This is a genomic window from Sphaerotilus sp. (assembly GCF_013299175.1).
Lineage (GTDB): Bacteria > Pseudomonadota > Gammaproteobacteria > Burkholderiales > Burkholderiaceae_C > Sphaerotilus.
The window spans coordinates 1-24,786 of record NZ_JAAFKF010000059.1 but is presented as its reverse complement, the minus strand read 5'-3'; the positions used below and the strand labels follow the sequence as shown (position 1 = coordinate 24,786).

The 24,786-nt window shown below is 68.4% G+C and carries 22 protein-coding genes and 3 tRNA genes; 12 read left to right on the top strand and 13 right to left on the bottom strand.

What is annotated here, in order from left to right:
• From QZW52_RS11535 to moaA, 5 genes are all read left to right on the top strand, one after another.
• On the top strand, nt 1-413 hold a 413-nt coding region (locus QZW52_RS11535), incomplete at its 5' end, for a GNAT family N-acetyltransferase (protein ID WP_293998791.1).
• 35 nt (nt 414-448) lie between these two features.
• Nucleotides 449-721 (top strand): oxidative damage protection protein, encoded by a 273-nt coding sequence (locus QZW52_RS11530; protein WP_293998788.1) that lies wholly within the window; start codon nt 449-451, stop codon nt 719-721.
• A gap of 90 nt (nt 722-811) precedes the next feature.
• On the top strand, nt 812-1,156 hold the full coding sequence (locus tag QZW52_RS11525) for an H-NS histone family protein (protein ID WP_293998785.1): 345 nt from the start codon (nt 812-814) through the stop codon (nt 1,154-1,156).
• 180 nt (nt 1,157-1,336) lie between these two features.
• Entirely contained in the window at nt 1,337-2,002 is a 666-nt protein-coding gene (locus QZW52_RS11520; protein WP_293998783.1) for a C40 family peptidase, read from the top strand.
• 51 nt (nt 2,003-2,053) lie between these two features.
• Nucleotides 2,054-3,211 (top strand): GTP 3',8-cyclase MoaA, encoded by a 1,158-nt coding sequence (moaA, locus tag QZW52_RS11515; protein ID WP_293998781.1) that lies wholly within the window; start codon nt 2,054-2,056, stop codon nt 3,209-3,211.
• A gap of 24 nt (nt 3,212-3,235) precedes the next feature.
• Here moaA and ispF read toward each other — a convergent pair whose 3' ends face one another.
• The 3 genes from ispF to ispD form a co-directional block, all read right to left on the bottom strand.
• The gene (ispF, locus tag QZW52_RS11510; protein ID WP_293998778.1) at nt 3,236-3,721 is read right to left on the bottom strand and encodes a 2-C-methyl-D-erythritol 2,4-cyclodiphosphate synthase; all 486 of its coding nucleotides are present in this window, start codon (nt 3,719-3,721) and stop codon (nt 3,236-3,238) included.
• Entirely contained in the window at nt 3,718-4,326 is a 609-nt protein-coding gene (locus QZW52_RS11505) for an NYN domain-containing protein (protein WP_293998775.1), read from the bottom strand. The genes ispF and QZW52_RS11505 overlap by 4 nt, the downstream gene beginning before the upstream one ends.
• 66 nt (nt 4,327-4,392) lie before the next feature.
• Nucleotides 4,393-5,106 carry a 2-C-methyl-D-erythritol 4-phosphate cytidylyltransferase gene (gene ispD / locus QZW52_RS11500; protein WP_293998772.1) on the bottom strand — a complete coding sequence of 238 codons (714 nt, stop codon included), beginning with the start codon at nt 5,104-5,106 and terminating at the stop codon, nt 4,393-4,395.
• A gap of 85 nt (nt 5,107-5,191) precedes the next feature.
• Here ispD and mfd point away from each other — a divergent pair, with 85 nt between their 5' ends.
• Together mfd and serB are read left to right on the top strand one after the other, a co-directional pair.
• On the top strand, nt 5,192-8,653 hold the full coding sequence (gene mfd / locus QZW52_RS11495; protein ID WP_293998797.1) for a transcription-repair coupling factor: 3,462 nt from the start codon (nt 5,192-5,194) through the stop codon (nt 8,651-8,653).
• 49 nt (nt 8,654-8,702) lie between these two features.
• Nucleotides 8,703-9,437: a phosphoserine phosphatase SerB gene (serB, locus tag QZW52_RS11490; RefSeq protein ID WP_293998769.1), complete on the top strand. Its 735-nt coding sequence runs from the start codon at nt 8,703-8,705 to the stop codon at nt 9,435-9,437.
• On the opposite strand, the gene QZW52_RS11485 is transcribed toward serB, so the two are convergent.
• The 3 genes from QZW52_RS11485 to dsbD form a co-directional block, all read right to left on the bottom strand.
• Nucleotides 9,424-10,260 (bottom strand): HDOD domain-containing protein, encoded by an 837-nt coding sequence (locus tag QZW52_RS11485; RefSeq protein ID WP_293998766.1) that lies wholly within the window; start codon nt 10,258-10,260, stop codon nt 9,424-9,426. The two genes, serB and QZW52_RS11485, sit on opposite strands and share 14 nt — an antisense overlap.
• Before the next feature lie 181 nt (nt 10,261-10,441).
• Nucleotides 10,442-10,939, bottom strand: coding sequence for a ribonuclease E activity regulator RraA (gene rraA / locus QZW52_RS11480; RefSeq protein ID WP_434738321.1), 498 nt, complete (start codon nt 10,937-10,939; stop codon nt 10,442-10,444).
• Entirely contained in the window at nt 10,936-12,582 is a 1,647-nt protein-coding gene (gene dsbD, locus QZW52_RS11475; protein ID WP_293998764.1) for a protein-disulfide reductase DsbD, read from the bottom strand. Before dsbD ends, rraA begins: the two co-directional genes overlap by 4 nt.
• A gap of 279 nt (nt 12,583-12,861) precedes the next feature.
• Between dsbD and QZW52_RS11470 the strand changes: the two genes are divergently transcribed.
• Genes QZW52_RS11470 through QZW52_RS11455 form a run of 4 tightly spaced genes read left to right on the top strand, consistent with a single transcriptional unit; the run spans nt 12,862 to nt 17,000 of the window.
• Complete coding sequence (locus QZW52_RS11470; RefSeq protein WP_293998762.1) at nt 12,862-14,187, top strand: hypothetical protein; 1,326 nt, start codon at nt 12,862-12,864, stop codon at nt 14,185-14,187.
• Between the two features lie 56 nt (nt 14,188-14,243).
• Nucleotides 14,244-15,509, top strand: a complete 1,266-nt coding sequence (locus tag QZW52_RS11465; protein ID WP_293998760.1) for a hypothetical protein — start codon at nt 14,244-14,246, stop codon at nt 15,507-15,509.
• 29 nt (nt 15,510-15,538) lie between these two features.
• A complete protein-coding gene (gene nadA / locus QZW52_RS11460) occupies nt 15,539-16,660 on the top strand; it encodes a quinolinate synthase NadA (RefSeq protein ID WP_293998758.1) in 1,122 nt (373 codons plus the stop codon).
• A 55-nt stretch (nt 16,661-16,715) separates the two neighbouring features.
• Nucleotides 16,716-17,000, top strand: coding sequence for a late competence development ComFB family protein (locus tag QZW52_RS11455; RefSeq protein ID WP_293998756.1), 285 nt, complete (start codon nt 16,716-16,718; stop codon nt 16,998-17,000).
• Nucleotides 17,001-17,018: 18 nt separating this feature from the next.
• Here QZW52_RS11455 and nadB read toward each other — a convergent pair whose 3' ends face one another.
• On the bottom strand, nt 17,019-18,686 hold the full coding sequence (gene nadB / locus QZW52_RS11450; protein ID WP_293998753.1) for an L-aspartate oxidase: 1,668 nt from the start codon (nt 18,684-18,686) through the stop codon (nt 17,019-17,021).
• A gap of 71 nt (nt 18,687-18,757) precedes the next feature.
• Here nadB and QZW52_RS11445 point away from each other — a divergent pair, with 71 nt between their 5' ends.
• Nucleotides 18,758-19,984 (top strand): hypothetical protein, encoded by a 1,227-nt coding sequence (locus QZW52_RS11445; protein WP_293998750.1) that lies wholly within the window; start codon nt 18,758-18,760, stop codon nt 19,982-19,984.
• A gap of 25 nt (nt 19,985-20,009) precedes the next feature.
• Here QZW52_RS11445 and clpB read toward each other — a convergent pair whose 3' ends face one another.
• The 6 genes from clpB to QZW52_RS11415 form a co-directional block, all read right to left on the bottom strand.
• Complete coding sequence (gene clpB, locus QZW52_RS11440; RefSeq protein WP_293998747.1) at nt 20,010-22,613, bottom strand: ATP-dependent chaperone ClpB; 2,604 nt, start codon at nt 22,611-22,613, stop codon at nt 20,010-20,012.
• A 105-nt stretch (nt 22,614-22,718) separates the two neighbouring features.
• A tRNA-Lys gene (locus QZW52_RS11435) sits at nt 22,719-22,794 on the bottom strand.
• A gap of 23 nt (nt 22,795-22,817) precedes the next feature.
• Nucleotides 22,818-22,893, bottom strand: a tRNA-Lys gene (locus QZW52_RS11430).
• A gap of 68 nt (nt 22,894-22,961) precedes the next feature.
• A tRNA-Lys gene (locus QZW52_RS11425) sits at nt 22,962-23,037 on the bottom strand.
• 147 nt (nt 23,038-23,184) lie between these two features.
• A complete protein-coding gene (locus tag QZW52_RS11420) occupies nt 23,185-23,973 on the bottom strand; it encodes a tRNA threonylcarbamoyladenosine dehydratase (RefSeq protein ID WP_293998744.1) in 789 nt (262 codons plus the stop codon).
• Nucleotides 23,970-24,786: YeeE/YedE thiosulfate transporter family protein (locus QZW52_RS11415; RefSeq protein WP_293998741.1), on the bottom strand; the 817-nt coding region annotated here is incomplete at its 5' end. The genes QZW52_RS11420 and QZW52_RS11415, both read right to left, overlap by 4 nt.

The following is a 24,786-nucleotide window of genomic DNA, read 5'->3' as shown; positions in this document are numbered from 1 at the left end:
GCGGCATCCTGCAACTGATCGAGCCGTTCGAGCGCGACGGCACGCTGGTCAAGCGCAGCCGCACCGAGATCGAGCGCGACATCACCACCTACACCGTCATCGAGCACGACGGCATCATCTTCGGCTGTGCGGCGCTGTATGCCTACCCGGAGGCCAAGACCGCCGAAATGGCCGCGCTGACCATCTCGCCGCAGGTGCAAGGCCAGGGCGACGGCGAGCGCATCCTCAAGCGCATCGAGCAGCGCGCTCGCGCGATGGGGCTGGACAGCATTTTCGTGCTCACCACGCGCACGATGCACTGGTTTGTCAAGCGCGGCTTCCAGCAGGTCGATCCCGACTGGCTGCCGGATGCCCGCAAGCGCAAATACAACTGGGACCGGCGCTCGCAGGTGCTGGTCAAGAAACTCGGCTGATCGGCCGATCGAATCCCCCTGAAAGGAAAATACCGATGGCACGCACCATTCAATGCATCCTGCTGAAAAAGGAAGCCGAAGGGCTGGACTTCCCGACCTATCCCGGCGAGCTGGGCAAGCGCATCTACCAGAGCGTCAGCAAGGAAGCCTGGGCGCAGTGGCTCAAGCACCAGACCATGCTCGTCAATGAAAATCGCCTCAATCTGGCCGACGCGCGCGCGCGCCAGTATCTGGCCCGCCAGATGGAGAACTATTTCTTCGGCTCGGGCGCAGACCAGCCGCAGGGATACGTGCCGCCGTCGGCCTGAGGCGAGATATCCCGGCACGGCGCCAGCACTGGACAGCGGTGGGCAATTGTTTCTAGAATCGCCCCCGGATCAACCGTTGGGGAAAAACTCATGTCCACCTACCAAGAACTCATCGCGCAAAAGGCAGAACTCGACCGCTTGCAGGCCGATCTGGACAAGCAGATCGCCGAAACCCTGCGCAATGAACGCGCCAATGTCATCCAGCAAATCAAGTCGCTGATGGCAGACAATGGCCTGTCGGTGGCCGACCTCGCCACCGCCCGCCCCGGCCGCCCGCCGAAAATCGGCATCGCCGAACCCGGCACCACCCGCAAGGTGGCCGCCAAGTACCGCGATCCGAACACCAACGAAACCTGGTCCGGCCGCGGCCTGAAGCCCAAGTGGCTGACGGCGGCGATCGAAAACGGCCACAGCCTGACCGATTTCGCGGTCTGATCGGCAGACCAGCGCAAAACAAGACCACCTCCGGGTGGTTTTGTTTTTTCATTTCAGGCAAACTGCGCGGCCGAACCCGCTCCAAGACCCGCCTTAAGTATTGGCAGTGGGTTCCGCATTGACAGCCCGCAGCCCCCTCCTTATGCTCCGCCGGTGACTTTTTTCACACTTCAATCCCCCATGCAAGGTTTGTACTCGGCTCTGCGCACCCTGCTCCTGACCGGCGTGGCGGCGGCGGTGCTGGCCTTGACCAGCCTGCCCGCCCGTGCGCTGCCGGAGAGCACCGACCCGATCAGCCGCTTTCTGCAGGACCGTTTCACCCTCGACAGCGCCGCCGCCACCACGGGCCGCACCGCCGAGGAGCTGCTGGGCGGCGTGCGGGAGCGGGCTTCGGATCTGGTGCTGTCGGCAATGAATTTTCTGGGCGTGCGCTACCGTTTTGGTGGCACCAGCGAAGAAACTGGTTTCGATTGCAGCGGGTTTACCCGGCATGTGTTCGAAAACAGCGTCGGCCTGCTGCTGCCCCGGCGCTCGTCCGAACAAGCCAGCGCACCCGGTTTGCTGTCCATCCGCCAGGACGATCTCAAACCCGGCGATCTGGTGTTTTTCAACACCATGCGCAGCGCGTTTTCCCATGTCGGCATCTACGTCGGCGAGGGAAAATTCATCCACGCCCCCCGCACCGGCAGCACCGTCCGCGTCGAGGACATGCACCAGGATTACTGGGTCCGCCGCTTCGATGGCGCACGCCGTGTTCCACAATTGAGCACCGGGCTGGGCGCGGGCGTTGGCGTTGGCACCAGCGCCGTGCCACGCAGTCTCAACGCCGCAGCCAACGGCAACTGATTCGCCCCATTGGCTCCGCACGCCGCCTGAAACAGGCACAATGCGGCGGCCATGTCGGAACGAAACACCATTGCCATCGTCGATCAACGCAGCGCGTCGGCCCCCGCCGCCACGCGGCCGAGAATTCCTGACACCCCCGCGCCGCGCAACAGCCTGTTGAGCGACGGATTGGGCCGCCCGCTGCGGGATTTGCGCATATCGGTGACAGACCGCTGCAATTTCCGCTGCAGCTACTGCATGCCCAAGGAAGTATTCGACAAGCACCACCAGTTTCTGCCGCAATCGTCGCTGCTCAGTTTCGAGGAAATCCTGCGGCTGGCCACGCTCTTCGTGGCGCAAGGCGTCCACAAGATCCGCCTGACCGGCGGCGAACCGCTGCTGCGCAAGCACCTGGAGCGGCTGATCGAAATGCTCGCGGCCCTGCGCACACCCGACGGCACCCCGCTGGACCTCACGCTCACCACCAACGGCTCGCTGCTGACGCGCAAGGCCGCCGCGCTGAAGGCCGCCGGGCTGCAGCGCGTGACCGTCAGCCTTGATGGCATGGACGACGCGGTCTTCCGCCGCATGAACGATGTCGATTTCCCGGTGGCCGATGTGCTGGCCGGGATCGAAGCGGCGGTGGCGGTCGGGCTGGGTCCGATCAAGGTCAACATGGTCGTCAAGCGCGGCACCAACGCGCAGGAGATCGTGCCGATGGCGCGGTATTTCCGCGACCACTACGGCGGCCGGGTCATCCTGCGGTTCATCGAGTACATGGACGTGGGCGCGACCAACGGTTGGCGCATGGACGAAGTGATGCCCTCCGCCGAGGTCCAGCGCCTGATCGACCAGCATTTCCCGCTCGACACCCTGGACCCCAGCCAGCCCGGTGAAACCGCCGAACGCTGGCGCTACCGCGACGGGCGCGGCGAGGTGGGCTTCATCTCCAGCGTGACCCAGGCGTTCTGCGGCGACTGCAACCGCGCCCGGTTGTCCACGGAGGGGCAGCTCTACCTGTGCCTGTTCGCGCAGCAAGGCCACGATCTGCGCAGCCTCCTGCGGCAACCGCACCCGGCTGGTCGCCCGTACACCGATGACGAAATCGCAGGCGCGATCGGCCTGATCTGGCAGGACCGCAGCGACCGCTACTCGCAGTTGCGTGCCAGCCAGCCCGCCAGCAGCGCGACTGCCGGACGGCGCATCGAGATGAGCTACATCGGGGGCTGACGCCGATCGGCGCCGGCCAACCGGTCAGCGCGCCAGCAGGCAGACCGCGCGCGCCTCGATCGACTCGCCGCGCCCGACCGGCCCCAGCCGCTCTGCCGTCTTCGCCTTGACGTTGACGCAGCCCACGTCGATCTCCAGCGCCACCGCGATGGCTTCGCGCATGGCGGGGATGTGCGGCGCCATCTTGGGGGCCTGCGCGACGATGGTGCTGTCCACGTTGACGATGGACCAGCCCCCCGCCCGCACGCGCCGCGCGGCTTCCGCGAGCAGGCGCCGCGAGTCCGCGCCCTTGAACTCGGCAGCGGTGTCCGGGAAGTGCCGACCGATGTCGCCCAGGCCCGCCGCGCCGAACAGCGCGTCGGTGATGGCGTGCAGCAGCGCGTCGGCGTCCGAGTGACCGAGCAGCCCCTGTGCATGGGGAATGGCCACACCGCCGAGCACCAGCGGCCGGCCGGCCACCAGCGCATGGGTGTCCCAGCCCTCCCCCACGCGCAGGGCACTCCAGTTCACGCCGAGGCTCCTGCGCCGTTGCTGCCGCCGCTACCACCCATGCTCAGGCTGCCGCTGCCGTAGCTCGGCTTGTCCTTGTCGATGGCCGGGTGCATGTCGTCCATCCACAGCACATGGTCGGCGTAGCACTGCAGGTCAGTGGAGAGGTTGGACATCGCGCCGTGCAGCCAGAACTCCTTGTGCAGCTCGGACTTGATGTAGGTGATCGCGTCCTCGAAATCGCCATCGCCCGCCGACAGGATCAGGCGGTCGTACACCCCTTGCGCGGCCAGCTTGATGATCAGCGTGGCGATGCCCACGTCCACGCCCTTCTGCACCGAGCGGTGGAAGGGGTGCGCGCAGCTCGGACAGGTGGTGTTGAGATCCTTGATGGTGTAGAGCTGCACACGCATCTTCGGCCCACGCGGCGGTGCCGACTTGAGCCAGCTGTGGAAGGCGTTCTGGCTCTCGGTGGCGGCGTCCGGGGTCGAATTGAGGTAGTACGCCTCGTAGATCGGCCCGCCGTTCAGGCGCGTCATCTCGGCCTTGAGCTTGAGGTAGTCGAAGGGGCGGTTGCGGCCATAGTTGAACAGGTAGGCCCCGTCCACGATCCATACGGTTTTCATGTGTTGTTGTCCGAACAATAAGGAACAGTCAAGAGAGGAAGATACAGCGACCGCAACATCCCGCGGTCAGGGGGTGTCATTTAAGCCTTTCATCAGCCGCTCGGCGAGGACAAAGTCCTCGGGCCAAGTGACTTTCAGATTGGCGAGATCCCCGAGTATCAGTTTCGGCGCGTGTCCGAGCGCTTCGATGGCGCTGGACTCGTCCGTGACGGTGTCGCCTGCCATGCGCAACGCAGGCAGCAGCAACCCGGCACGGAACATCTGGGGCGTCTGCGCGGCCCACTTGCCGGTGCGATCGACCGTCGATTGCACCCGCCCTCCCTCGGCCTGCTTGAGCGTGTCGGCCAGCGGCAGCGCCAGCAGACCGCCCACTTCGTCGTCCAGACAGGCGTCGATCAGGCGATCGACCCAGGCTGGCTGCAACAGGCATCGGGCGGCATCATGCACCAGAACCCAGTCGTGCGGCTGAACACCGCGGGTCTGGAGTTCCACCAGCCCGTGCGCCACCGTCTCCGCGCGCGTGGCGCCGCCGCAGCGTGCCACCCATGCCCGCGCGCCCACATGGTCCGGCGCAGCGGCTTCGAACTGGACATCCTCCGGCGACAGCACGACCAGCGTCGCCTCGATGCGCGCCACCTGCGCCAGTGCGGCCAGCGTGTGCGCCACCATGGCCCGACCGGCGACCGGCTTGTACTGTTTGGGGCCTGCGGCGCCAGCGCGCTGGCCAACACCCGCGCAGGGCACAAGGGCGTAACAACGGGGAAGGGTTCCGATCTGCATGCCCCCGATTGTCGCCGCTGCGGAGCCGCCGCCTAAAATCGCCGCCGACCTCGCTGACCGCCCGCCGCCACCCCACACCATGCCCATGCAGCTTCCCAAGATCGCCCCCGGCCACCGCTATACGCTGCCCCGCCCCCTCGGATCGGCCGACGCGCTGTTGCTGGCCCGGTTCGCGCAACAGCACAAAGCCGCCGGGAAGGTGCTCGGGGTGGTCACGGCCGAACCCGCCGATGTGCAACGCCTGCCAGACGAGCTGGCCTTTTTCGCGCCCGAGCTGCGCGTGGCCGTGTTCCCGGACTGGGAAACGCTGCCCTACGACACCTTCAGCCCGCACCAGGACCTGATCTCCGAGCGGCTGGCCACGCTCTGGCGCATCCGCTCGGGCGAGGTCGATGTCGTGCTGCTGCCGGCGACCACGGCGCTGACGCGGCTGGCGCCACCGTCGTTCATGGCCGGCTACACCTTCCACTTCCGGCAGAAACAACAGCTCGACGAGGCCAAGCTCAAGGCACAGCTCACGCTGGCCGGCTACCAGCACGTCAGCCAGGTCGTGTCACACGGCGAATACGCGGTGCGCGGCGGGCTGATCGACCTGTTCCCGATGGGGTCGGTGGTGCCGTACCGGGTGGACCTGTTCGACAACGAGGTGGACTCGATCCGCGTCTTCGACCCCGACAGCCAACGCAGCCTCTACCCGGTGCCCGAGGTGCGGCTGCTGCCCGGCCGCGAGTTCCCGATGGACGAACGCGCCCGGCAGGATTTCCGTGCCCGCTGGCGCGAGCGGATGGACGGCGACCCGAGCCGGGCGCGGCTGTACAAAGATATCGCGCAAGGCATCGTCGGCGGTGGCATCGAATACTTCCTGCCGCTGTTCTTCGACGAGACGGCGAGCATTTTCGACTACCTCGGCCCGAACGCGGTGCTCGCGCTGCACGGCGAGGTGAACGAGGCGCTGGAGCGGTTCTGGACCGAGACCCGCGAGCGCCACCGCTTCCTGCAGCACGACCCCGAGCGGCCGATCCTGCCGCCGGAAGACCTCTACCTGCGCATGGAGGAGTTCTTCACCCGCTGCAACGCGCACGCCCAGTTGTCGATCCGTGGCAACGAGGCGGTGGACTGGGCGCGTCCGCTGCCCGACCTGAGCGTCGAGCGTGGCGGCCAGGATCCGCTGCGCAAGCTGGAGGAACACCTCGCCCGCACGGCCCACAGCCAGGGCGAAACACGTTCGGCCACCCGCGTTCTCATCGTCGCCGAGAGCGCGGGGCGGCGCGAAAGCATCCTCGAACTGCTGCGCGACCACCGGCTCGAACCCGCGTCGGTCGAGTCGCTCGCCGCCTTCCTCGGCAGCGACCACCGCTACGCGATCACCACCTCGCCGCTGTCGTCGGGCTTCTTCTGGACCGAGGAACACGTCCAGCTCGTCACCGAAACGGAGTTGTTCGACAGCGCCCCGACCACGCGCCGCCGCCGTCGCCAGGAGGCCACCAGCGATGTCGAGGCGCTGATCAAGGACTTGTCCGAGCTGAAGGTCGGCGACCCGGTGGTCCACGCCAACCACGGCATCGGCCGCTACCAGGGCCTGATCGGCATCGATCTCGGCGAAGGCCCGACCGAGTTCCTGCACCTCGAATACGCCGACAAGGCCACGCTCTACGTCCCCGTGGCGCAGCTCCACCTGATCAGCCGCTACACCGGCGTCAGCGCGGACGAAGCACCGCTGCACAAGCTCGGCTCCGGCCAGTGGGAGAAGGCCAAGCGCAAGGCGGCCGAGCAGGTGCGCGACGCCGCGGCCGAGCTGCTCAACCTCTACGCCCGCCGCGCCGCCCGCGAGGGCCACGCCTTCCGCTATTCGGCGCAGGACTACGAGGCGTTCGCGACCAGCTTCGGCTTCGAGGAAACCCCGGACCAGAACGCCGCGATCCACGCCGTCATCCAGGACATGATCAGCCCGCGCCCGATGGACCGGCTGGTCTGCGGCGACGTGGGCTTCGGCAAGACCGAGGTGGCGTTGCGGGCGGCGTTCGTCGCGGTGATGGGCGGCAAGCAGGTGGCCTTGCTCGCCCCGACCACGCTGCTGGCCGAGCAGCACCACCAGACGCTGGTCGATCGCTTCGCGCAGTGGCCGGTGAAGATCGCCGAGATGAGCCGGTTCCGCTCGCCCAAGGAGGTCAAGGCGGCGATGCAGGGGCTGGCAGCCGGCACGATCGACATCGTGGTCGGCACGCACAAGCTGCTCAGCCCGGACACGAAGTTCAAGAACCTGGGCCTGCTGGTGATCGACGAGGAGCACCGTTTCGGCGTGCGCCACAAGGAGCAGATGAAGGCGATGCGGGCCGAGGTGGACGTGCTGACGCTGACCGCCACGCCGATTCCGCGCACGCTGGGCATGGCGCTCGAAGGCTTGCGCGACCTGTCGGTGATCGCCACGGCTCCGCAGCGGCGGCTGGCAATCAAGACCTTCGTGCGCAACGAGAACAAGGGAACGATCCGGGAAGCCGTGCTGCGCGAGCTGAAGCGCGGCGGGCAGGTGTACTTCCTGCACAACGAGGTGGACACGATCGAGAACCGCCGCCAGTCGCTGCAGGAGCTGATCCCCGAGGCCCGCATCGGCGTCGCGCACGGCCAGATGCCCGAGCGCGAGCTGGAGCGGGTGATGCGCGACTTCGTGGCGCAGCGGCACAACGTGCTGCTGTGCTCGACCATCATCGAGACCGGCATCGACGTGCCGACCGCCAACACCATCGTGATGTCGCGGGCGGACAAGTTCGGGCTGGCGCAGTTGCATCAACTTCGGGGGCGCGTTGGCCGCAGCCACCACCAGGCGTATGCCTACCTGCTGGTGCCCGACATCGAGGGTTTGACCAAGCAGGCTCAGCAGCGGCTCGACGCGATCCAGAGCATGGAGGAACTCGGCTCAGGCTTCTACCTCGCCATGCACGACCTGGAGATCCGGGGCGCGGGCGAGGTGCTCGGCGACCACCAGAGCGGCAACATGATGGAGGTGGGGTTCCAGCTCTACAACGAGATGCTGTCCGAGGCGGTGCGGGCGCTGAAAGCCGGCCAGGAACCCGATCTGCTGTCCCCGACCGGCTTCTTCGGCGGCACGACCGATGTGAACCTGCACGCCCCGGCGCTGCTGCCGGACGCTTATTGCCCGGATGTGCAGGTGCGCCTGAACCTCTACAAGCGGCTGGCGACGGCGGACAAGCTGGAGCGGATCGACACCATGCTGGAAGAGTGCGTGGACCGCTTCGGCAAGCTCCCGGCGCAGGCCCAGACGCTGTTCGACCTGCACCGCCTGCGCGTGCAGGCCAAGCCCTACGGCGTGAGCAAGATCGACGCGGGACCGGCGGTGATCAACCTCCACTTCCGGCCGAACCCGCCGATCGACCCGATGCGCATCATCGACCTGGTGCAGAAGAACCGGAACGTGAAGCTCGCCGGCAACGACAAGCTGCGCATCGAGCGGGCGTATCCGGACGCGAAGGACCGGGCGCAGTACGTGCGGGATGTGCTGCGGGCGCTGGGGCAGCCGCTGCCGGGCTGAGGCTGAAGCGGGTAGCATCGCGGCCTTTCCCGATTCGACGACCTGCCCGATGCCTGCTCCGCTGCCCACCTCCCTCCGCGAATTCGCCCCCGGCCTGGTGATCCAGGGTTTCGAGCCACCGCTGCGCCTGCGCGACTTCAAGCTCATCGCCTTCGACATGGACTCGACGCTGATCAACATCGAGTGCATCGACGAGATCGCCGACGCCGCCGGGCGCAAGGCCGAGGTCGCCGCGATCACCGAAGCGGCGATGCGCGGCGAGATCACCGATTTCAAGGACAGCCTGCGGAGGCGCGTGGCGTTGCTGAAGGGCGTGCCGGCCGGCGCACTGGAAGCCGTCTACACCGAGCGGCTGCGGCTGAATCCGGGGGCCGAGGCGCTGCTGGCCGCCTGCCGCGAGGCCGGGCTGACGACGCTGCTGGTGTCGGGCGGCTTCACCTTCTTCGCCGACCGCGTGCGCGCGCGGCTGCAGATCGACCAAGCCCGCAGCAACCTGCTGGAGGTCGTCGATGGCCACCTCACCGGCCGCGTGCTGGCGCAGGACTGGGGCGACATCTGCGACGGCGAAGAGAAGCGCCGCACCGTGCTGGCGACCTGTGTGGCCATCGGGTGCTCCCCAGCTCAGGCGATCGCGGTGGGGGATGGTGCCAACGACCTGCCGATGATGGGTGCTGTCGGGTTGTCGGTGGCGTTTCAGGCCAAGCCCAAGGTGCGGGCACAGGCCATGGTGGCGATCAACGGCGGCGGGCTGGACCGGCTGCTGGAAGTCGTCACGGCCCGCTGAGCACCATCTGGGTGCGGATTTCGTCGCTCCAGTCGTCGAAATCGTCGGCGGTCATGCCCAGCGTCGCCAGGGCCTGGGCACCGCCACGCAGCCACTCGCCATGCCGATTGCGCCCACGGTGCAACTGGATCATCCGCTCGGCCACCAGCGCCAGCGCGATGAGCAGGCTCGGCGGGCGGTGGCGCTGCGGCGCACCCAGCACGCGGTAGTCGTGGTGGAGGCAGACCGCTTCGACGATGTCCTCCCCGACGCCCCAGGTCCGCGCCAGCGCAGCGCCGACGACGGCGTGGTCCGTACCATGGCGGGCGCGCTCGACCTCGGTGAACGGACGCCAGCCCAGGTTCGCCTCGGCCAGCGTGACGCGGTAGCTCGGTGCCTCGAAGCGTTGCAGCAGCACCGGGATGCCCACGTCGCAGAACAGGCCGAAGGTCTGCGCCACATCGGGCGCCACCGTGCCATGCCGCCGCGCCAGCCACGCCATCGCCACGCTGCGGCGGTTGGCGACATCCCAGAACCGCTCCAGCGACGGGCCATGCGCGGGCAGTACCTCGCGCAGCACCAGCGCGCTCAGCAGCGCCGTGCAGCGCGCCGGGCCAAGCCGCTCGAACGCCTGCGCCACGGTGCCCCGACCACGCCCGCGTTCCCCGCCCATCCACGGCGCATAGGCCAGCTTCAGCAGCGCCGCCGACACCGCCACGTCCGTCATCGCGGTGCGGGCGAGTTCCTCGGTGCGCGGCCGGGAGCGGCCGAGTTCGGCGCGCAGGCGCATCAGCATCTCGGGGCACGGCGGGATGCCGATGTCGGCAACGAGCGCAGACAGCATCCGCGCATCGGGCAAGGCCGATGCCACCGAGGGCGCGAGGAGGTCAGACGGAGCGGTGAGCACATGCATAGCCGCTTTTCGGCGCCGGCACTACTGTCCTGTAAGGACCGACCTCCTCGACCGTGATGCAGTACACGACCTGGATCGTGGATCTCGGCCTGCTGTCGCCATCACATGGCCGTCACATGGCCATCACGACGATGCCATCGGCATCCGCCACGAGCCAGTCTCCGGGCTGCACGCGCACCCCCTGCACCTGCACCACCCCATCGACCAGCCCGGCCTGGCGCCGCTCGGTCGGCAGCGGCATGGGCGCCAGCGCGAACAGGCCCACATCGGCCGCGGCCAGTTCCGCCAGATCGCGCACGCAGCCATCGACCACGACACCAACCCAGCCATTGCGCGCCGCCGCCGCCGCGATGTTGCCGCCGATGAGCGCCCGGCGCAGCGAGCCGGCGCCGTCCACCACCAGCACGCGGCCGTGGCCGGGGCTTTCCAGCAGTGCCTTGACGGAGGTGTTGTCCTCGAAGCACTTCACGGTCGTCACGGGACCGGCAAAGGCAGCGCGGCCCCCGAAGGAGCGGAACACGGGCGGCAGGACACGGAACGCGCCGCTGGTGTCGCCCTTGTGCAGGTCGCAGAGGTCGCAGGTCGAGGTAGATACCGGGATCATCGTCATGGCAGATTCAGGTGAGGCAGGAACGTGGCGGCCGATTCGAAGCCGATGATGCGGCGCTCGGGCAACTCACGGCCCTGCGCGTCGAACAGCAGGATCGCCGGCGGCCCGAACAAGCCGTAGCGACGCATCAGGGCCTTGTCGTCGGCGTTGTTGGCGGTCACGTCCACCTGCAGCAGCAGCAGCTCGCCCATGCGCGCCTTGACGGCCGGGTCGGTGAAGGTGAACCGCTCCATCTCCTTGCAGGACACGCACCAGTCGGCATAAAAATCGAACAGCACCGGCCGCCCCGCCGTGCGCACCGCCTCGTCCAGCTCGGCCACGGTGCGGATGCGCTGGAACGCCACGCCCGGCGCCACCGCCTGTCCATGTCCGAAGGGCAGCACCGGCCACACCATCCACGCCGCCACCGCCAGCAACAGCACACCGAACCCGCGCTTCACCCAGACCATCCACGCCCCCGCCTTGGGCAGCAGCGACCCCGCCGACAACCCCACCAGCACCAGCGGCACGCTCATCCCGCAGGCCATGGCGAACAGCGCCACCCCGCCGAGCACCACGTCGCGCGTCTGGCTGATGTAGACCAGCGCCCCCGCCAGCGGCGCGGCCACGCACGGCCCGACGATCAGCGCCGAGACCCCGCCCATCACGAACACGCCGCCGTAGCGCCCGCCTTCGACCTGGCTGCTCGCCGCGTGCAGGCGGGTCTGCCACGACGAGGGGATCTGCAACTCGTAGAACCCGAACATCGACAGCGACAGCGCCACCAGCACCAGTGCAAAGGCGCCCAGCACCCACGGCGTCTGCAGCGCCGCGGCCAGCCCTTCTCCGGCGAGTCCGGCCGCCACGCCCATCGCGGTGTAGACCAGCGCCATCCCCAGCGCGTAGGCCACCGACAAGGCCAGCCCGCGCCGGCGCGACCCCGCCCCGCCCTGCCCCAGGATGATCGACGACAGGATCGGCACCATCGGCAGCACGCACGGCGTGAACGATAGCAACACCCCCGCCAGCGCAAACACCCCCGCCACCGCCCACAGGTTGCCCGAGCGCAGCACGGTGCCGAAGCGGTCGAACACGCCGGCCGACGCGGTGGGCGCGTCGGTGGTGGCGCCACCGGGGCCGCTGTCCGGCAATCCCCCCGGCGCATCCGCTGCCAGCACCTGCACCGTCCGTACCGCACCCGCTGCGGTGTCCACCTGCACCCGATGCACCTGCGGCGGATAGCACAAGCCCTTGTCCGCGCAGCCCTGGTGCGTCACGGTCAGCGTGAACCGCCCCGGCGCAGCCGGCAGAGGCGGCACGGTCAGCGCCACCTCCAGGCTGTCGTGGTAAATCTCGACCTCCTTCTGGAAGGTCTCGTCGAACTTCACCACCCCGGCCGGGTACACCGGCGGTGCCAGCACCACCCCTGGCTCCGCAGCACGGACCTCGAACCGCTCGCGGTAGAGGTAGTACCCCGGCGCCACCTCGAAGCGCAGCACCAGTGCATGGGCATCCGCCACGCGCGCCGTGAGGCGAAACGCCTGCTCGGGATCGAGAAAATCGGCCGCCCAGCCCGTGGAGGCGCACAACAGCCACAGCAGCCCGAGCCACCAGCCCCCCATCGCCCGCCTGCATCGGGCACCCACGTCACGGTGTGTCTTCATCCCGCCAGCCTAACCGACTGCCCATGTCCCTGCTGCACCTGCGCCGCAACACCCGCCGCAACACTGGTTCACATGCCCTCACACTGTGTGCATGTTCCTGCGTGCATTTTCGCCGAAACGATCCCAAAATCCCGCATTTGCAATTTTCACTTCCGTCAACACCCCTGCCGACAGAATGCGGCCTTTCCATGCACTTTCACGCGAACTCAGACCGTGACCAGCTTCAGCGACTACAGTAGCGATGCCCTCTCCCCTCTCTCCTGACAGCCACGGCACGCGATGAACATGCTCAAGAGCCTCTTCGGCGATCTGACCCCGCTGCGTGACCGCGACGCCCTGAGCCGCGCCGCCGAGCCGCCCGAGTTCGCCAACACCGCCGTCATGGACCACGAAGGCGATGCGTCCGAGCCTGCCCAGGAAGCCGACGCGCGCCACCACGACGACCTGCTGGTCAGCGGCTCGCCGGCGCAGGCCATGCGCGTCCACTTCGCCGGCAGCCGCAAGGACACCTTCGTGCGGCAGAAGCTCATCACGATGTGCGACCCGTCCCACATGTGGGCGGCGTCCGTGATCCGGGCACTGGCGGACGCGAGCGGGCAGCCCATCGAACGCCTGAGCCTGCGCGACCAGGCCAGCCTGAACCTGATGGCCACCATCGAGCGCACCACCCTGCCCCGGCGCACGGACGACACGCTGAAGATCTACCACGCCGACATCCAGGCCGAGGGGGGCGATGCGGCGGAGGTGCAGATGGCGCTGATGGAACGCTCGGACCTGTCGGTGGTCATCATCGGCCCGATGGCGCCGTCCGCGATCGACGACATGCTCGACGACCTGCACGGCGCCACCCAGAGCCTGCACTGGCAATGCCGCAACCTGCTGTTCATGCTGCCGGTGGGCGCGGGCTGGATGGTGCAGAAGATCGAGCGCATGGACTGGCCGGCGCAGGTGCGCATCGAGTCGATGTGCGAGCCGCTGACCAGCGCCAGCGCGGTATGGAACCGGATGCTCTCCCACTGGCAGCGCCTGCGCTCGGAGCAGACGACGGCCCCGCCGGCGCCGGGCAGCGCGCCCATGCCCCTGTCGGATGGACCTCCGTCGGGCAGTGCCGCCACCACAACCGCGACCGCATTCGCTGCCGCCCAGCAATCCACGCTCTTCGTGGCTCCCCCGGAGTCCGCCAGCGAGTCCAGCGCCGACACCGGCACGCCCCACGAGCCGGGCAAGGCGGTGGTGCATCCACGGCGGGCGCTGGCGGTGCTGGAGGAGCTGACGGTGCTGGACGGGCTGATCTTCGTGGCGCTGGTGGAGGGCAACACGGGCCAAGTCCGCGCCAGCCCGGCCCACGGACCCGACATCGACCGCGCCGCGCTGGCCGCCGCCGAGATCTGGAAGACCCACCGCCGCACGCTGCGCCAGTTGGGACACGCCCGCCCCGGCGAGCCGCTGGAAGAAATTCTGGTCACGGCCGGCAGTCGGTACCATATTCTCAGAACGCTGCGCGCCCACCCGGACCTGTTCATCCTGGCCGTGCTGGACAAGCTGCGCAGCAACCTGGCGATGACGCGCTACCGCATCATGGAGGCACAGCAGGTGCTGATGTGATGCGCGATGTGCGATGCGATGCGACGTGACGCGAACCGGCCCCTACCCTCGACACCATGCTCAGCCTGAAATTCAAGCGCACCCCCGCCACACCCGACGCCGCCTGGGCTGGTCCCAGCAGCCTGCCCGCCGATCCACCGACCACCGTGCCTGTCAGCACCCGCGAGCTGCGCACCCGCGCCGAGACGCCCACCGCCCCGCCGCTGCAGACCCTGTTCTCGCGTGACTCGGTGCAGCCGCAGCAGACCGTGGCCGTGTGGGATCCCGCGGCGAGCTGGCCCGGCTTCTCGATCGCCCAGCTCGCCCTGGCCGCACACGGCCGCATCAGCGAAATCTCGCTGATGCAGGAGCACGGCACGGAGCCGGTGGCGCGGCTGCGCAGCACGGTGCTGCCGACGCCGTCGGGTCAGGCGCTCGGCGTGGTCGAGGTCGAGGCGGGGTTCACGGACAACCGCAGCCTGAGTGTCGCCCTGACCTTGCTGGAACAGGCTGACCGGGCGGTGATCCTGGCAGGCGCGAACGCCGACAAGGATCTCATCCGGCGCATCAACGACTTCGTGCGCTCGGACGCCTGGCGCGGACCCTCGCTGCTGCTGGTATCACCGGCGGACAAGCCCAGCCGCGCCGACCGGCTGCGCCGCGCCACCTGGCCACGCGGCATGAAGATGCATGTGCTGGAGCTGTTTTCCGTCAACGATCCGGGCTGGTCGCAGCAACTGATCACGCTGGTGACGGGATACGCCAGCGGCGAGCCGACCGTTCCTGGTGCCATCGATCCACCGGCCGAGGCCCCCGCCCCTGTGCCCGCACCCACGGTCCAGCCCAGTCCACCACCACCCGCCCAGACAATGGCCACGCCCAAAACACGCCCGATGCCCGCACCGACCCCGCCACCGACCTCGTCCCCGGCGGTTTCGCCCGCCCTGGCACCGCTGGCCGTGACCTCGGCGCTGCCGGATGTGTCGGCGGCGGTGATGCAGCGGGTGCTGCGGGTGCTGTCGATGGGGGTGGGCGTGACAGCCTGTGCGGTCGTGGCGGTCGAGGATGCCCGCTTGCTGCGCGCCCAGACCCAGACCGACGACCAGTTGCCCGCGCTCGAAGCCACCGCACGCGCCGGCTGCGCACTGTGGCGGGCACACCGCGCCCTCGGCGCTGGCCAGCCCCTGCTGGAACTCTGCTGGAGCAGCCCCACCCACCACCACCTCGCGCTGCCCGTGCCGCGGCAGCCCGGCCTGCTGCTCCTGGCCAGCGTCGAGCGCGAGTTCGGCGACCTGAGCGCCGCCCGCTGGCAGATCGCCGTGGCGCGCAACCAGTGGATCTGAGCCAGCGGCCGAAGCGTTAGGATTCCGCCATGACCGACGTTCAATTCGACTACACCCAGCAGGACGCCTCCGGCCAGAGCTGCACCGCGCACGCCTGGGCCAAGGTACCCGCTCCCCTCACCACCGACCAGCGCAGCGCCCTCCAGGCCCGCGCCCGCGCCCTGCTGCGGCAGCACAACGCGGTGCTCGTCGCCCACTACTACGTGGACGGCGACCTGCAGGATCTGGCCATGGAGACCGGCGGCTGCGTCAGCGACTCGCTGGAGATGGCCCGCTTCGGCCGCGACCATGCGGCGCAGACGCTGATCGTCGCCGGCGTGCGCTTCATGGGCGAAAGCGCCAAGATCCTGTCGCCGCACAAGCGCGTGCTGATGCCCGATCTGGACGCCACCTGCTCGCTCGACCTGGGCTGCCCGCCGGACGCCTTCGCCGCGTTCTGCAATGCCCACCCCGACCGCACCGTCGTCGTCTACGCCAACACCAGCGCCGCCGTGAAGGCCCGCGCCGACTGGATGGTGACGAGTTCGTGCGCCGAGGCGATCGTTCGCCACCTGCACGCGCAGGGCAAGAAGATCCTCTGGGCGCCCGACCGCCACCTGGGCAGCTACGTGCAGCGCCAGACCGGCGCGGACATGCTGATGTGGCAGGGCGACTGCATCGTCCACAACGAGTTCAAGGGTGTCGAGCTGGACCTGCTGCGCCAGGAGCATCCGCTGGCCAAGGTGCTGGTGCATCCCGAGTCACCCAAGGCGGTGGTCGATCAGGCGGACGTGGTCGGCTCCACGGCGCAGTTGCTCAAGGCCGTGATGACGATGGACGCGCCCGAGTTCATCGTCGCCACCGACAACGGCATGTTCCACCGCATGCGCCAGTCCGCCCCCACCAAGGTGCTGATCGAGGCGCCGACCGCCGGCAACAGCGCCACCTGCAAGAGCTGCGCGCACTGCCCGTGGATGGCGATGAACGCGCTGCAGGGCGTGATCGACTGCCTGGAAGGGCTGGAGCGCGGCCAGGGCGAAATCCACGTGGCCGAGCCGATCCGCAGCCAGGCGCTCGGCTGCATCGACCGGATGCTCGATTTCGTGAAGGCCCATCCGGCGGCGATCAGCCAGCCGTCGAAGGGCTTCGTGGCGAACATCGGCGCAGCCTGAGCGGCGGGAAGCGCCCGGTCGTCAAGTTCATGGCGGGGGCGCCGACATCCCCACCATGAACATCGATTTCACTTCCGTCCACAACCACTACGAACGGCCGGTGTTCGACACGGTGGTGCGTCTGGCGCCCGGCTATCCCTACCTCGACGCGGAGGCGCTGCCGGACGTGGCCTGTGTCGCGCTGAACCGGCTGGGGGCGCGCTACATCCGGCACTCGGTCGATCTGACCTTCTACCTGACCGAGAAGGAACGGCTGGCGATGGACGAAACCATCACCGATGCCGTGACCTTCGCCTTCGAGTTCGTGCAAGCGCGCATGGCCATGCGCGCCCGCCGCTGACTGGTTGCGTCCCGTCCGTCAGCCGCACAGCCCGGTCGGGGGCGTCACCGCGGCCATCCGACCCGCCACCCGCGCGCCACGCCGGCTGCGCGCCGGCCGCACCAGCACCGTCGGGAAGCTCACCGGCAGCGTCGTCGGGAAATCGCGGCTGTAGTGCAGGCCGCGGCTCTCGTGGCGCATCAAGGCCGAGCGCACGATCAGGTCCGCGCACTCCACCAGGTTGCGCAGCTCCAGCAGATCCCGGTTGACCCGGAAATTGGCGTAGTAGTCGTCGATCTCGTCGCGCAGCAGTTGAATGCGGTGCAACGCCCGCTCCAGCCGCTTCGTGGTCCGCACGATGCCGACGTAGTTCCACATCAGCAGCCGCAGCTCGTCCCAGTTGTGCGAGATCACGACCTGCTCGTCGGCATTCTCGACCTGGCTCTCGTCCCACAGTGGCAGCGCGGGGTGGTCCGTCGCCGCGGCCGTCATGATGGACTCGGCGCAACTGCGGCCCAGCACCACGCACTCCAGCAGCGAGTTGCTGGCCAGCCGGTTTGCGCCATGCAGGCCGGTGTAGGTCGTCTCGCCCACCGCGTAGAGTCCCGGCAGGTCGGTCTGGCCGTGCAGGTCGGTGACAACGCCGCCGCAGGTGTAGTGCGCCGCCGGCACGACCGGGATCGGCTGCAGCGCGATGTCGATGCCAAGCTTCAGGCAGCGCGCGTGGATGGTCGGGAAGTGCTCCTTGAGGAACGCTTCGCCGAGGTGCGTCGCGTCCAGCCACACATGGTCCACGCCGAGACGCTTCATCTCGAAGTCGATGGCGCGGGCAACGACATCGCGCGGGGCGAGTTCGGCGCGGTCGTCGTGGGCCAGCATGAAGCGCGTGCCATCCGGCAACCGCAGGAAAGCGCCCTCGCCGCGCAGGGCTTCGGTGATGAGGAAGCTGCGGTCCTGCGGGTGGTACAGGCAGGTTGGGTGGAACTGGATGAACTCCATGTTGCCCACCCGGCAGCCGGCGCGCCAGGCCATCGCGATCCCGTCGCCGGTCGCCGTGTCGGGGTTGCTGGTGTAGCGGTAGACCTTGCCGACACCGCCGCTGGCCAGCACGACTGCGCTGGTGGCGATGGTCTCGATGCGCTGGCTGTCGATGTCGAGCACGTAGACGCCGTAGCAGCGTGGCGCAGTGTCCGTGTGCAGGTGGCGCGGCGTGATCACATCGACGGCCATCGCCCGCTCGCGCAGCTCGATGTTGGGGTGACGCTTCACCTCGGCCAGCAGTGCCTGGTGGATGGCGTAGCCGGTGGCGTCGGCAGCGTGGGCGATGCGGCGCACGGCGTGGCCACCCTCTCGGGTCAGGTGCAGGCCGAGCGGGCCGTCCGGGTCGGGCGAAAACGCGACCCCCTGGTCCACCAGCCAGCCCACGGCGTCGGCGCTGCGCTCGGCGATGAAGCGGGCGGTGTGTTCGTCCACCAGCCCGCCGCCGGCCTCCTGCGTGTCGCGCACATGGCTGTCGATGCTGTCGTCGCGGCCGAGCACGCCGACGATGCCACCCTGCGCCCAGGCGGTGGCGGCTTCGCCGAGCTGCCGCTTGGCGAGCACGATCACCCGCCGTTCGGCCGCCAGGTGCAGCGCCACAGTCAGTCCGGCCAATCCGGCCCCCACGATCACGACAGGCAAGTGGGGCGAGTCAGGCAAGTTATCCATGTCAGGTTCCGTTGGATGCAGGGTGCGGATGATAGGATGCCCGCGCCTTTTCGTTCCCTGGAGACCACGGCATGACCCTGCCCGCCGACGGCCCCACCCCTTCCCACACTCCCCCCCCCGCACACACCCACGACGCCGACCCGTCGCCCACCCAGATCCAGCGCGGCGCCGATGACCGCCTGGACAACGCCCTCGACATCGGCCGTCCGGTCGGCAACCACACCCGCGAGCTGTTCGTGTCCTGCGAAGCCGGCGAGGCGCTGCAGCAGCAGTTCGAGTACCTGCGCCCGAGCTACATCGCGCTGCACGATGTCGCCAGCCGCAGCGCCCGCCGCCTGCTGCACGCCATCGCCTCCGCAGCGGGCCGGCCGGTCGAGCGCCTGAGCATCCGCCGCCAGAGCTACGGCACGGTGCTGGCCAGCATCGACTACGTGGACTGTCCCGCCAGCCGCGGCCAGCGCGTGCGCCTGTACAGCACCGATGTCGAGGCCGACAGCGCCACCCGCACATCGCTGGCCCGCGTGCTGATGGCCCAGGCGACGCAGGCGGTCATCCTCGTCGGTGACGTGCCACCGCACGCCCTGAGCGACGCGCTGCAGCCGCTGCGCGAGGCCATGTTCCGGCCCGACTGGCAATGCGCGTACCTGCAGTTCATGCCGCTGGCCGCGAGCAGCCACGCCGCGCTGGCGGGACTGGTCGCCGCCCTCGGACCGGGCAGCGGTGTCGTGTGCCAGATCGCGCCGCGGGTGAGCCGGCCGGTGGAGGCATGGACCTTCGTGAGCGAGTCGTGGAACCGCCTGCAAGCCGCCCTGCACCCCGAAGGCACCGGCCCGCAGCTCAATCCGCTGGCCGCCGGCCGCGAGACGCTGCACGACATGCCGGACCTCGCCACCACGCCTGCCGCGCTCGCCCCGCTGGCCGCACGGGCGCATCCGATCGAGCGGTTCGTGCTGGAGGCACACGCCCTGCCCGGCGTGCAGAGTGCGTGCGTGTTCCACGTCGCCACGAGCCGCGTGGCCGCGCACGCAGGAGCGGCCTTCCTCGCCAGCGATCTGGCGCGCCGTGGCTCGCTGCTGCTGGCCGCAGGCAGCAGCACGCGCCGGCAGTTGCACCTCACCGGCCAAGCCGACGAGGTGCTCGTGATGGGTGGCAACGAGGCGCTCGGCGTGCGGGCACTGCAGTCCCAGCCGGGGCTGGCACTGCACCTCGTCTACGACCCGAGCCTCACCAGTTGGACCCAACTGCGCCCACGCCTGATGGCGATGGACGCTGCCTTGCCGCGGGCGCCGGTGCTCTGAACACCCGACCCGCGGCGGTACGCGGTCAGTGGACCGTGCGGCCGAAGGTGAAGCTGCCGTCCACGCCCAGCCCGACCGGGATCACGTCGCGCGGGGCGAAGCGGCCTTCCAGGATCAGCCGCGCCACCGGGTTCTCGATGCGCTGCTGGATCGCCCGCTTCAGCGGCCGCGCACCGAACACCGGGTCGAAGCCCACCTTGGCGATTTCCTTCAGCGCCTCGGGCGTCACCTCCAGCACCATTTCCATCTTCGCCAGACGCCCCTCCAGCCCCTTGAGCTGGATCGCGGCGATGGACTCGATGTGGCGCTGGTCGAGCGCGTGGAACACGACGGTCTCGTCGATCCGGTTCAGGAACTCGGGCCGGAAATGCGCCTTCACCTCGCCCCAGACCGCCTCGCGGATGTCCTCGGTCGATTGCCCGGCCATCGCCATGATCAGGTGCGAGCCGAGGTTGCTGGTCATCACGATCACGGTGTTCTTGAAGTCGATCGTGCGGCCTTGCCCGTCAGTGAGCCGACCATCGTCGAGCACCTGCAGCAGCACGTTGAACACGTCCGGGTGCGCCTTCTCCACCTCGTCGAGCAGCACGACGCTGTAGGGCTTGCGCCGCACGGCTTCGGTCAGCGTACCGCCTTCGTCATAGCCGACGTAGCCCGGAGGCGCGCCGATCAACCGGCTGACCGAGTGCTTCTCCATGAACTCGCTCATGTCGATGCGGATCATGTGGTCCTCGCTGTCGAACAGGAAACCGGCCAGCGCCTTGCACAGCTCGGTCTTGCCCACGCCGGTCGGGCCGAGGAACAGGAAGCTGCCCAGCGGCCGGTTCGGGTCGGACAAGCCAGCGCGTGAGCGGCGGATCGCGTTCGACACGGCGGTAATGGCCTCTTCCTGACCGACCACGCGCTGGTGCAGCCTGGTCTCCATCTGCAGCAGCTTGTCGCGCTCGCCCTGCATCAGCTTGGACACCGGGATGCCGGTGGCGCGGCTGACCACCTCGGCGATCTCCTCGGCGCCCACCATCGTGCGCAGCAGTTGCGGGCCGCCCTTGCCGTCCTTGCCGGCGCGGGTCTTGGTCTCTTCCTTGGCCTGCGCCTCGTTCAGCCGCTTCTCCAGCTCGGGCAGTTGGCCGTATTGCAGCTCGGCCACGCGGTTGAAATCGCCCTTGCGCTTCCACTCCTCGATCTGGTGCTTGATGCGGTCGATCTCTTCCTTGACGTGTGCAGACCCTTGCGCCGTGGCCTTTTCCGCCTTCCAGATCTCTTCCAGGTCGGCGTACTCGCGCTCCAGCTTGGCGATCTCTTCCTCGATCAGGCCCATGCGCTTGATCGAGGCTTCATCCTTCTCCTTGCGCACCGCCTCGCGCTCGATCTTGAGCTGGATGATGCGGCGGTCAAGCTTGTCCATCACCTCGGGCTTGGAGTCGATCTCGATCTTGATCTTGGCCGCCGCCTCGTCGATCAGGTCGATCGCCTTGTCGGGCAGGAAACGGTCGGTGATGTAGCGGTGCGAGAGTTCGGCCGCCGCGACGATGGCCGGGTCGGTGATCTCGACGCCGTGGTGAACCTCGTACTTCTCCTGCAGGCCGCGCAGGATGGCGATGGTGGCTTCGACGGTGGGTTCGGCCACCAGCACCTTCTGGAAGCGCCGCTCCAGCGCTGCGTCCTTCTCGACGTACTTGCGGTACTCGTTCAGCGTGGTCGCGCCGATGCAGTGCAGCTCGCCGCGGGCCAGCGCGGGTTTCAGCATGTTGCCGGCATCCATCGCACCCTCGGCCTTGCCCGCGCCGACCATGGTGTGCAGCTCGTCGATGAACAGGATGATGCGGCCCTCGTCCTGCGCCACTTCCTTGAGCACCGACTTCAGCCGCTCCTCGAACTCGCCGCGGAACTTCGCCCCCGCCAGCAAGCCCGCCATGTCGAGCACCAGCACGCGCTTGTTCTTCAGCGACTCGGGCACCTCGCCGTTGACGATGCGCTGCGCCAGCCCTTCGACGATGGCCGTCTTGCCCACGCCCGGCTCGCCGATCAGCACCGGGTTGTTCTTGGTGCGGCGCTGCAGCACCTGGATGGCACGGCGGATTTCATCGTCGCGGCCGATCACGGGGTCGAGCTTGCCCTTGCGGGCACGCTCGGTCAGGTCGAGCGTGTATTTTTTCAGGGCCTCGCGCTGGCCTTCGGCGTCCGCGGAATCGACCGACTGACCGCCCCGCACCGCGTCCACCGCCGTTTCCAGCGCCTTGCGCGTCAGGCCGGCGCTGCGCACGGCCTGGGCGAAGTCGATTTTTGCTTCAGTCAGCGCCAGCAGCACCATTTCGGTGGCGATGTACTGGTCGCCGCGCTTGGTCGATTCCTTTTCGGCCGCCTGCAGCAGGGCCACCAGCTCGCGGCTGGGCTGCAACTCGCCGCCGCCCACCATGGCGATGCGCGTCAGGCTGGATTCGACCGCGTCGTCCAGCGCCTTCAGGTTCACGCCCGCACGCTGCAGCAGCGAGCGCGGGCCGTCTTCCTGCTGCAGCAACGCCTTCAGCAGGTGCGCGGGCTCGATGTAGGGGTGGTCTGCCGCCAGGGCCAGGCTCTGGGCGTCGCCGAGCGCCTGTTGCAGCAGGGTGGTGAGTTTGTCGAGTCGCATGGGTGTCCTCCGGTTGCAGGAGACTTGAGGCGAATCCACCGGGTTTTCAAGGGCCACCCGGAAAAGCAAAAAGGACTTCCATTTCTGGAAGTCCTTTTGCTGTTTTGGTGGGCCCTGAGTGACTCGAACACTCGACCTACGGATTAAGAGTCCGCTGCTCTACCAACTGAGCTAAGAGCCCGCAATCTTGAATGCAGTATGTTGTGGTGGGTCCTGAGTGACTCGAACACTCGACCTACGGATTAAGAGTCCGCTGCTCTACCAACTGAGCTAAGAACCCCACTTGCCTGACGCTAAAACTGTTCGCCTCTGCGCCAAGACCGATACTATAACACAGTTTTTGGCGTTTGGTGGGTCGTGCGGGACTCGAACCTGCGACCTACGGATTAAAAGTCCGCTGCTCTACCAACTGAGCTAACGACCCGCTGCCTCTGCGCTGTACTTTCTTGTGCTTCTTGTACTCCTGCATTACCTTGCCGTTGCTTCCGGTTTGGTTTTGTCTGGAGTCTTTGGAGTCAAGCCCTATATTCTAAACCAACTCCTACCCATCTCGTCAAGCACCCTGTCGGACTCAGGCGCCACGGACGAGTTCCAGCGCCTGCGCCGCGGCGGCCATGCCGAAACTGGCCGTCACCATGGCGCTGGAGCCGTAGCCGTGGCAGTTCAGGCTGCCATCGACCGCGCAGGCGCTGGTGTCCTGGAGTGGCAGCCGCACCTCTTCCCGCGAAAACACGCAGCGCACGCCGATGCGGCCCGTGCGGGGTGCGCCGTCCTTGCGCAACTGCTGCCGCAGGCGTGCCAGCAAGGGATCGTGCGTCACCTCGGCCAGATCGGCCACCTCGATGCGCTCCGGCTTCGATTTGCCACCCGCCGCGCCTGCCATCACCAGCGCACGGCCCGTCGCGATCGACCAGCGGGCCATCGCGAACTTGGCCGCATTCTGGTCGCAGGCATCGACCACGACATCCACCTCGATCGGCAGCAGCGCGGGCCAGTTCCCCGGCTCGACGAACTCTTCCACCGCGTACACCGCACAGCCGGGATGGATGTCGGCCACCCGGTCACGCAGGGCCTGCACCTTGGCCGCGCCCACCGTGGTGCCGAGGGCCTGGACCTGCCGGTTGATGTTGGACTCGGCGATCTGGTCGAGATCGATCAGCACGAGTGCCGCCACGCCACACCGCGCCAGCGCCTCCACCGTCCACGACCCCACGCCCCCCACGCCGACCACCGCCACCCGTGCCGCCCGGACCCGCTGGTAGCCCTCGTCGCCCCACAAGCGGCGCAGGCCACCGAAGCGACGTTCCAGATCCGCATGCATATCCACCACATCCACCGCATCCACCACATCGACCGTCATGCCTGACGCTCCAGTTGCCACGCCAAAAACCGCAGGCCGAGCACCGCCCCGCACAGAATGGCCGGGACCGCCACCAGACTCGTCAGCCCCAGCGTGGACAGGCCGGACAACCCTTGGCCGAAGGTGCAGCCCATCGCGGTCACGCCACCTACGCCCATGAGCACGGCGCCCACCAGATGCCGCCCCATGTCCGCGTCATCGCGGAAACCTTCCCAGCGAAAACTCCGCGTCACCAGCGCCGCCGCCGCTGCACCCGCCAGCACCCCCAGGACCGCCACCATGCCCACGCCCACCGTGCGGCTGCGGTCGCTGAAAAACACCCCCCACTCCATCGCCTGGGCCACGGGGGCAACGAAGGAAAACGACTCCATGCGCTGCGAAGCCGTGGCCAGGAAAGTGGCCTCCAGCGTCTCGGGATGCTCGGCCACGAAACCGAAGCGCCCCGTGACCCACCACATCGCCAGCACCAGCAACCCCGTGCCGACCCCACCGGCCAGCACCTGCGGATGCCGCCCCTCGGCACGCGCCAGCGCCCACGCCACCAGACCACCGCCGACCACCACCGCACACACCGCCGCAATCACCGCCACCGGCAGCCCCGTCCCATGCGCCAGCAAGCTCGGCAGATCCTGGGACACCGGCAGCTCGACGGACAGCCGATCGACCGTATTCACCCGCAACACCGCTGTCAGCCCGCGCAGCGTCGCCCAGCCCGTCAGCCCCATCACCAGCAGCACGACCAGCGACTTCAGGCTCCCGCCGCCCACGCGCACCAGCGTCTTGCTGCCACACCCCGCCGCCAGCACCATGCCC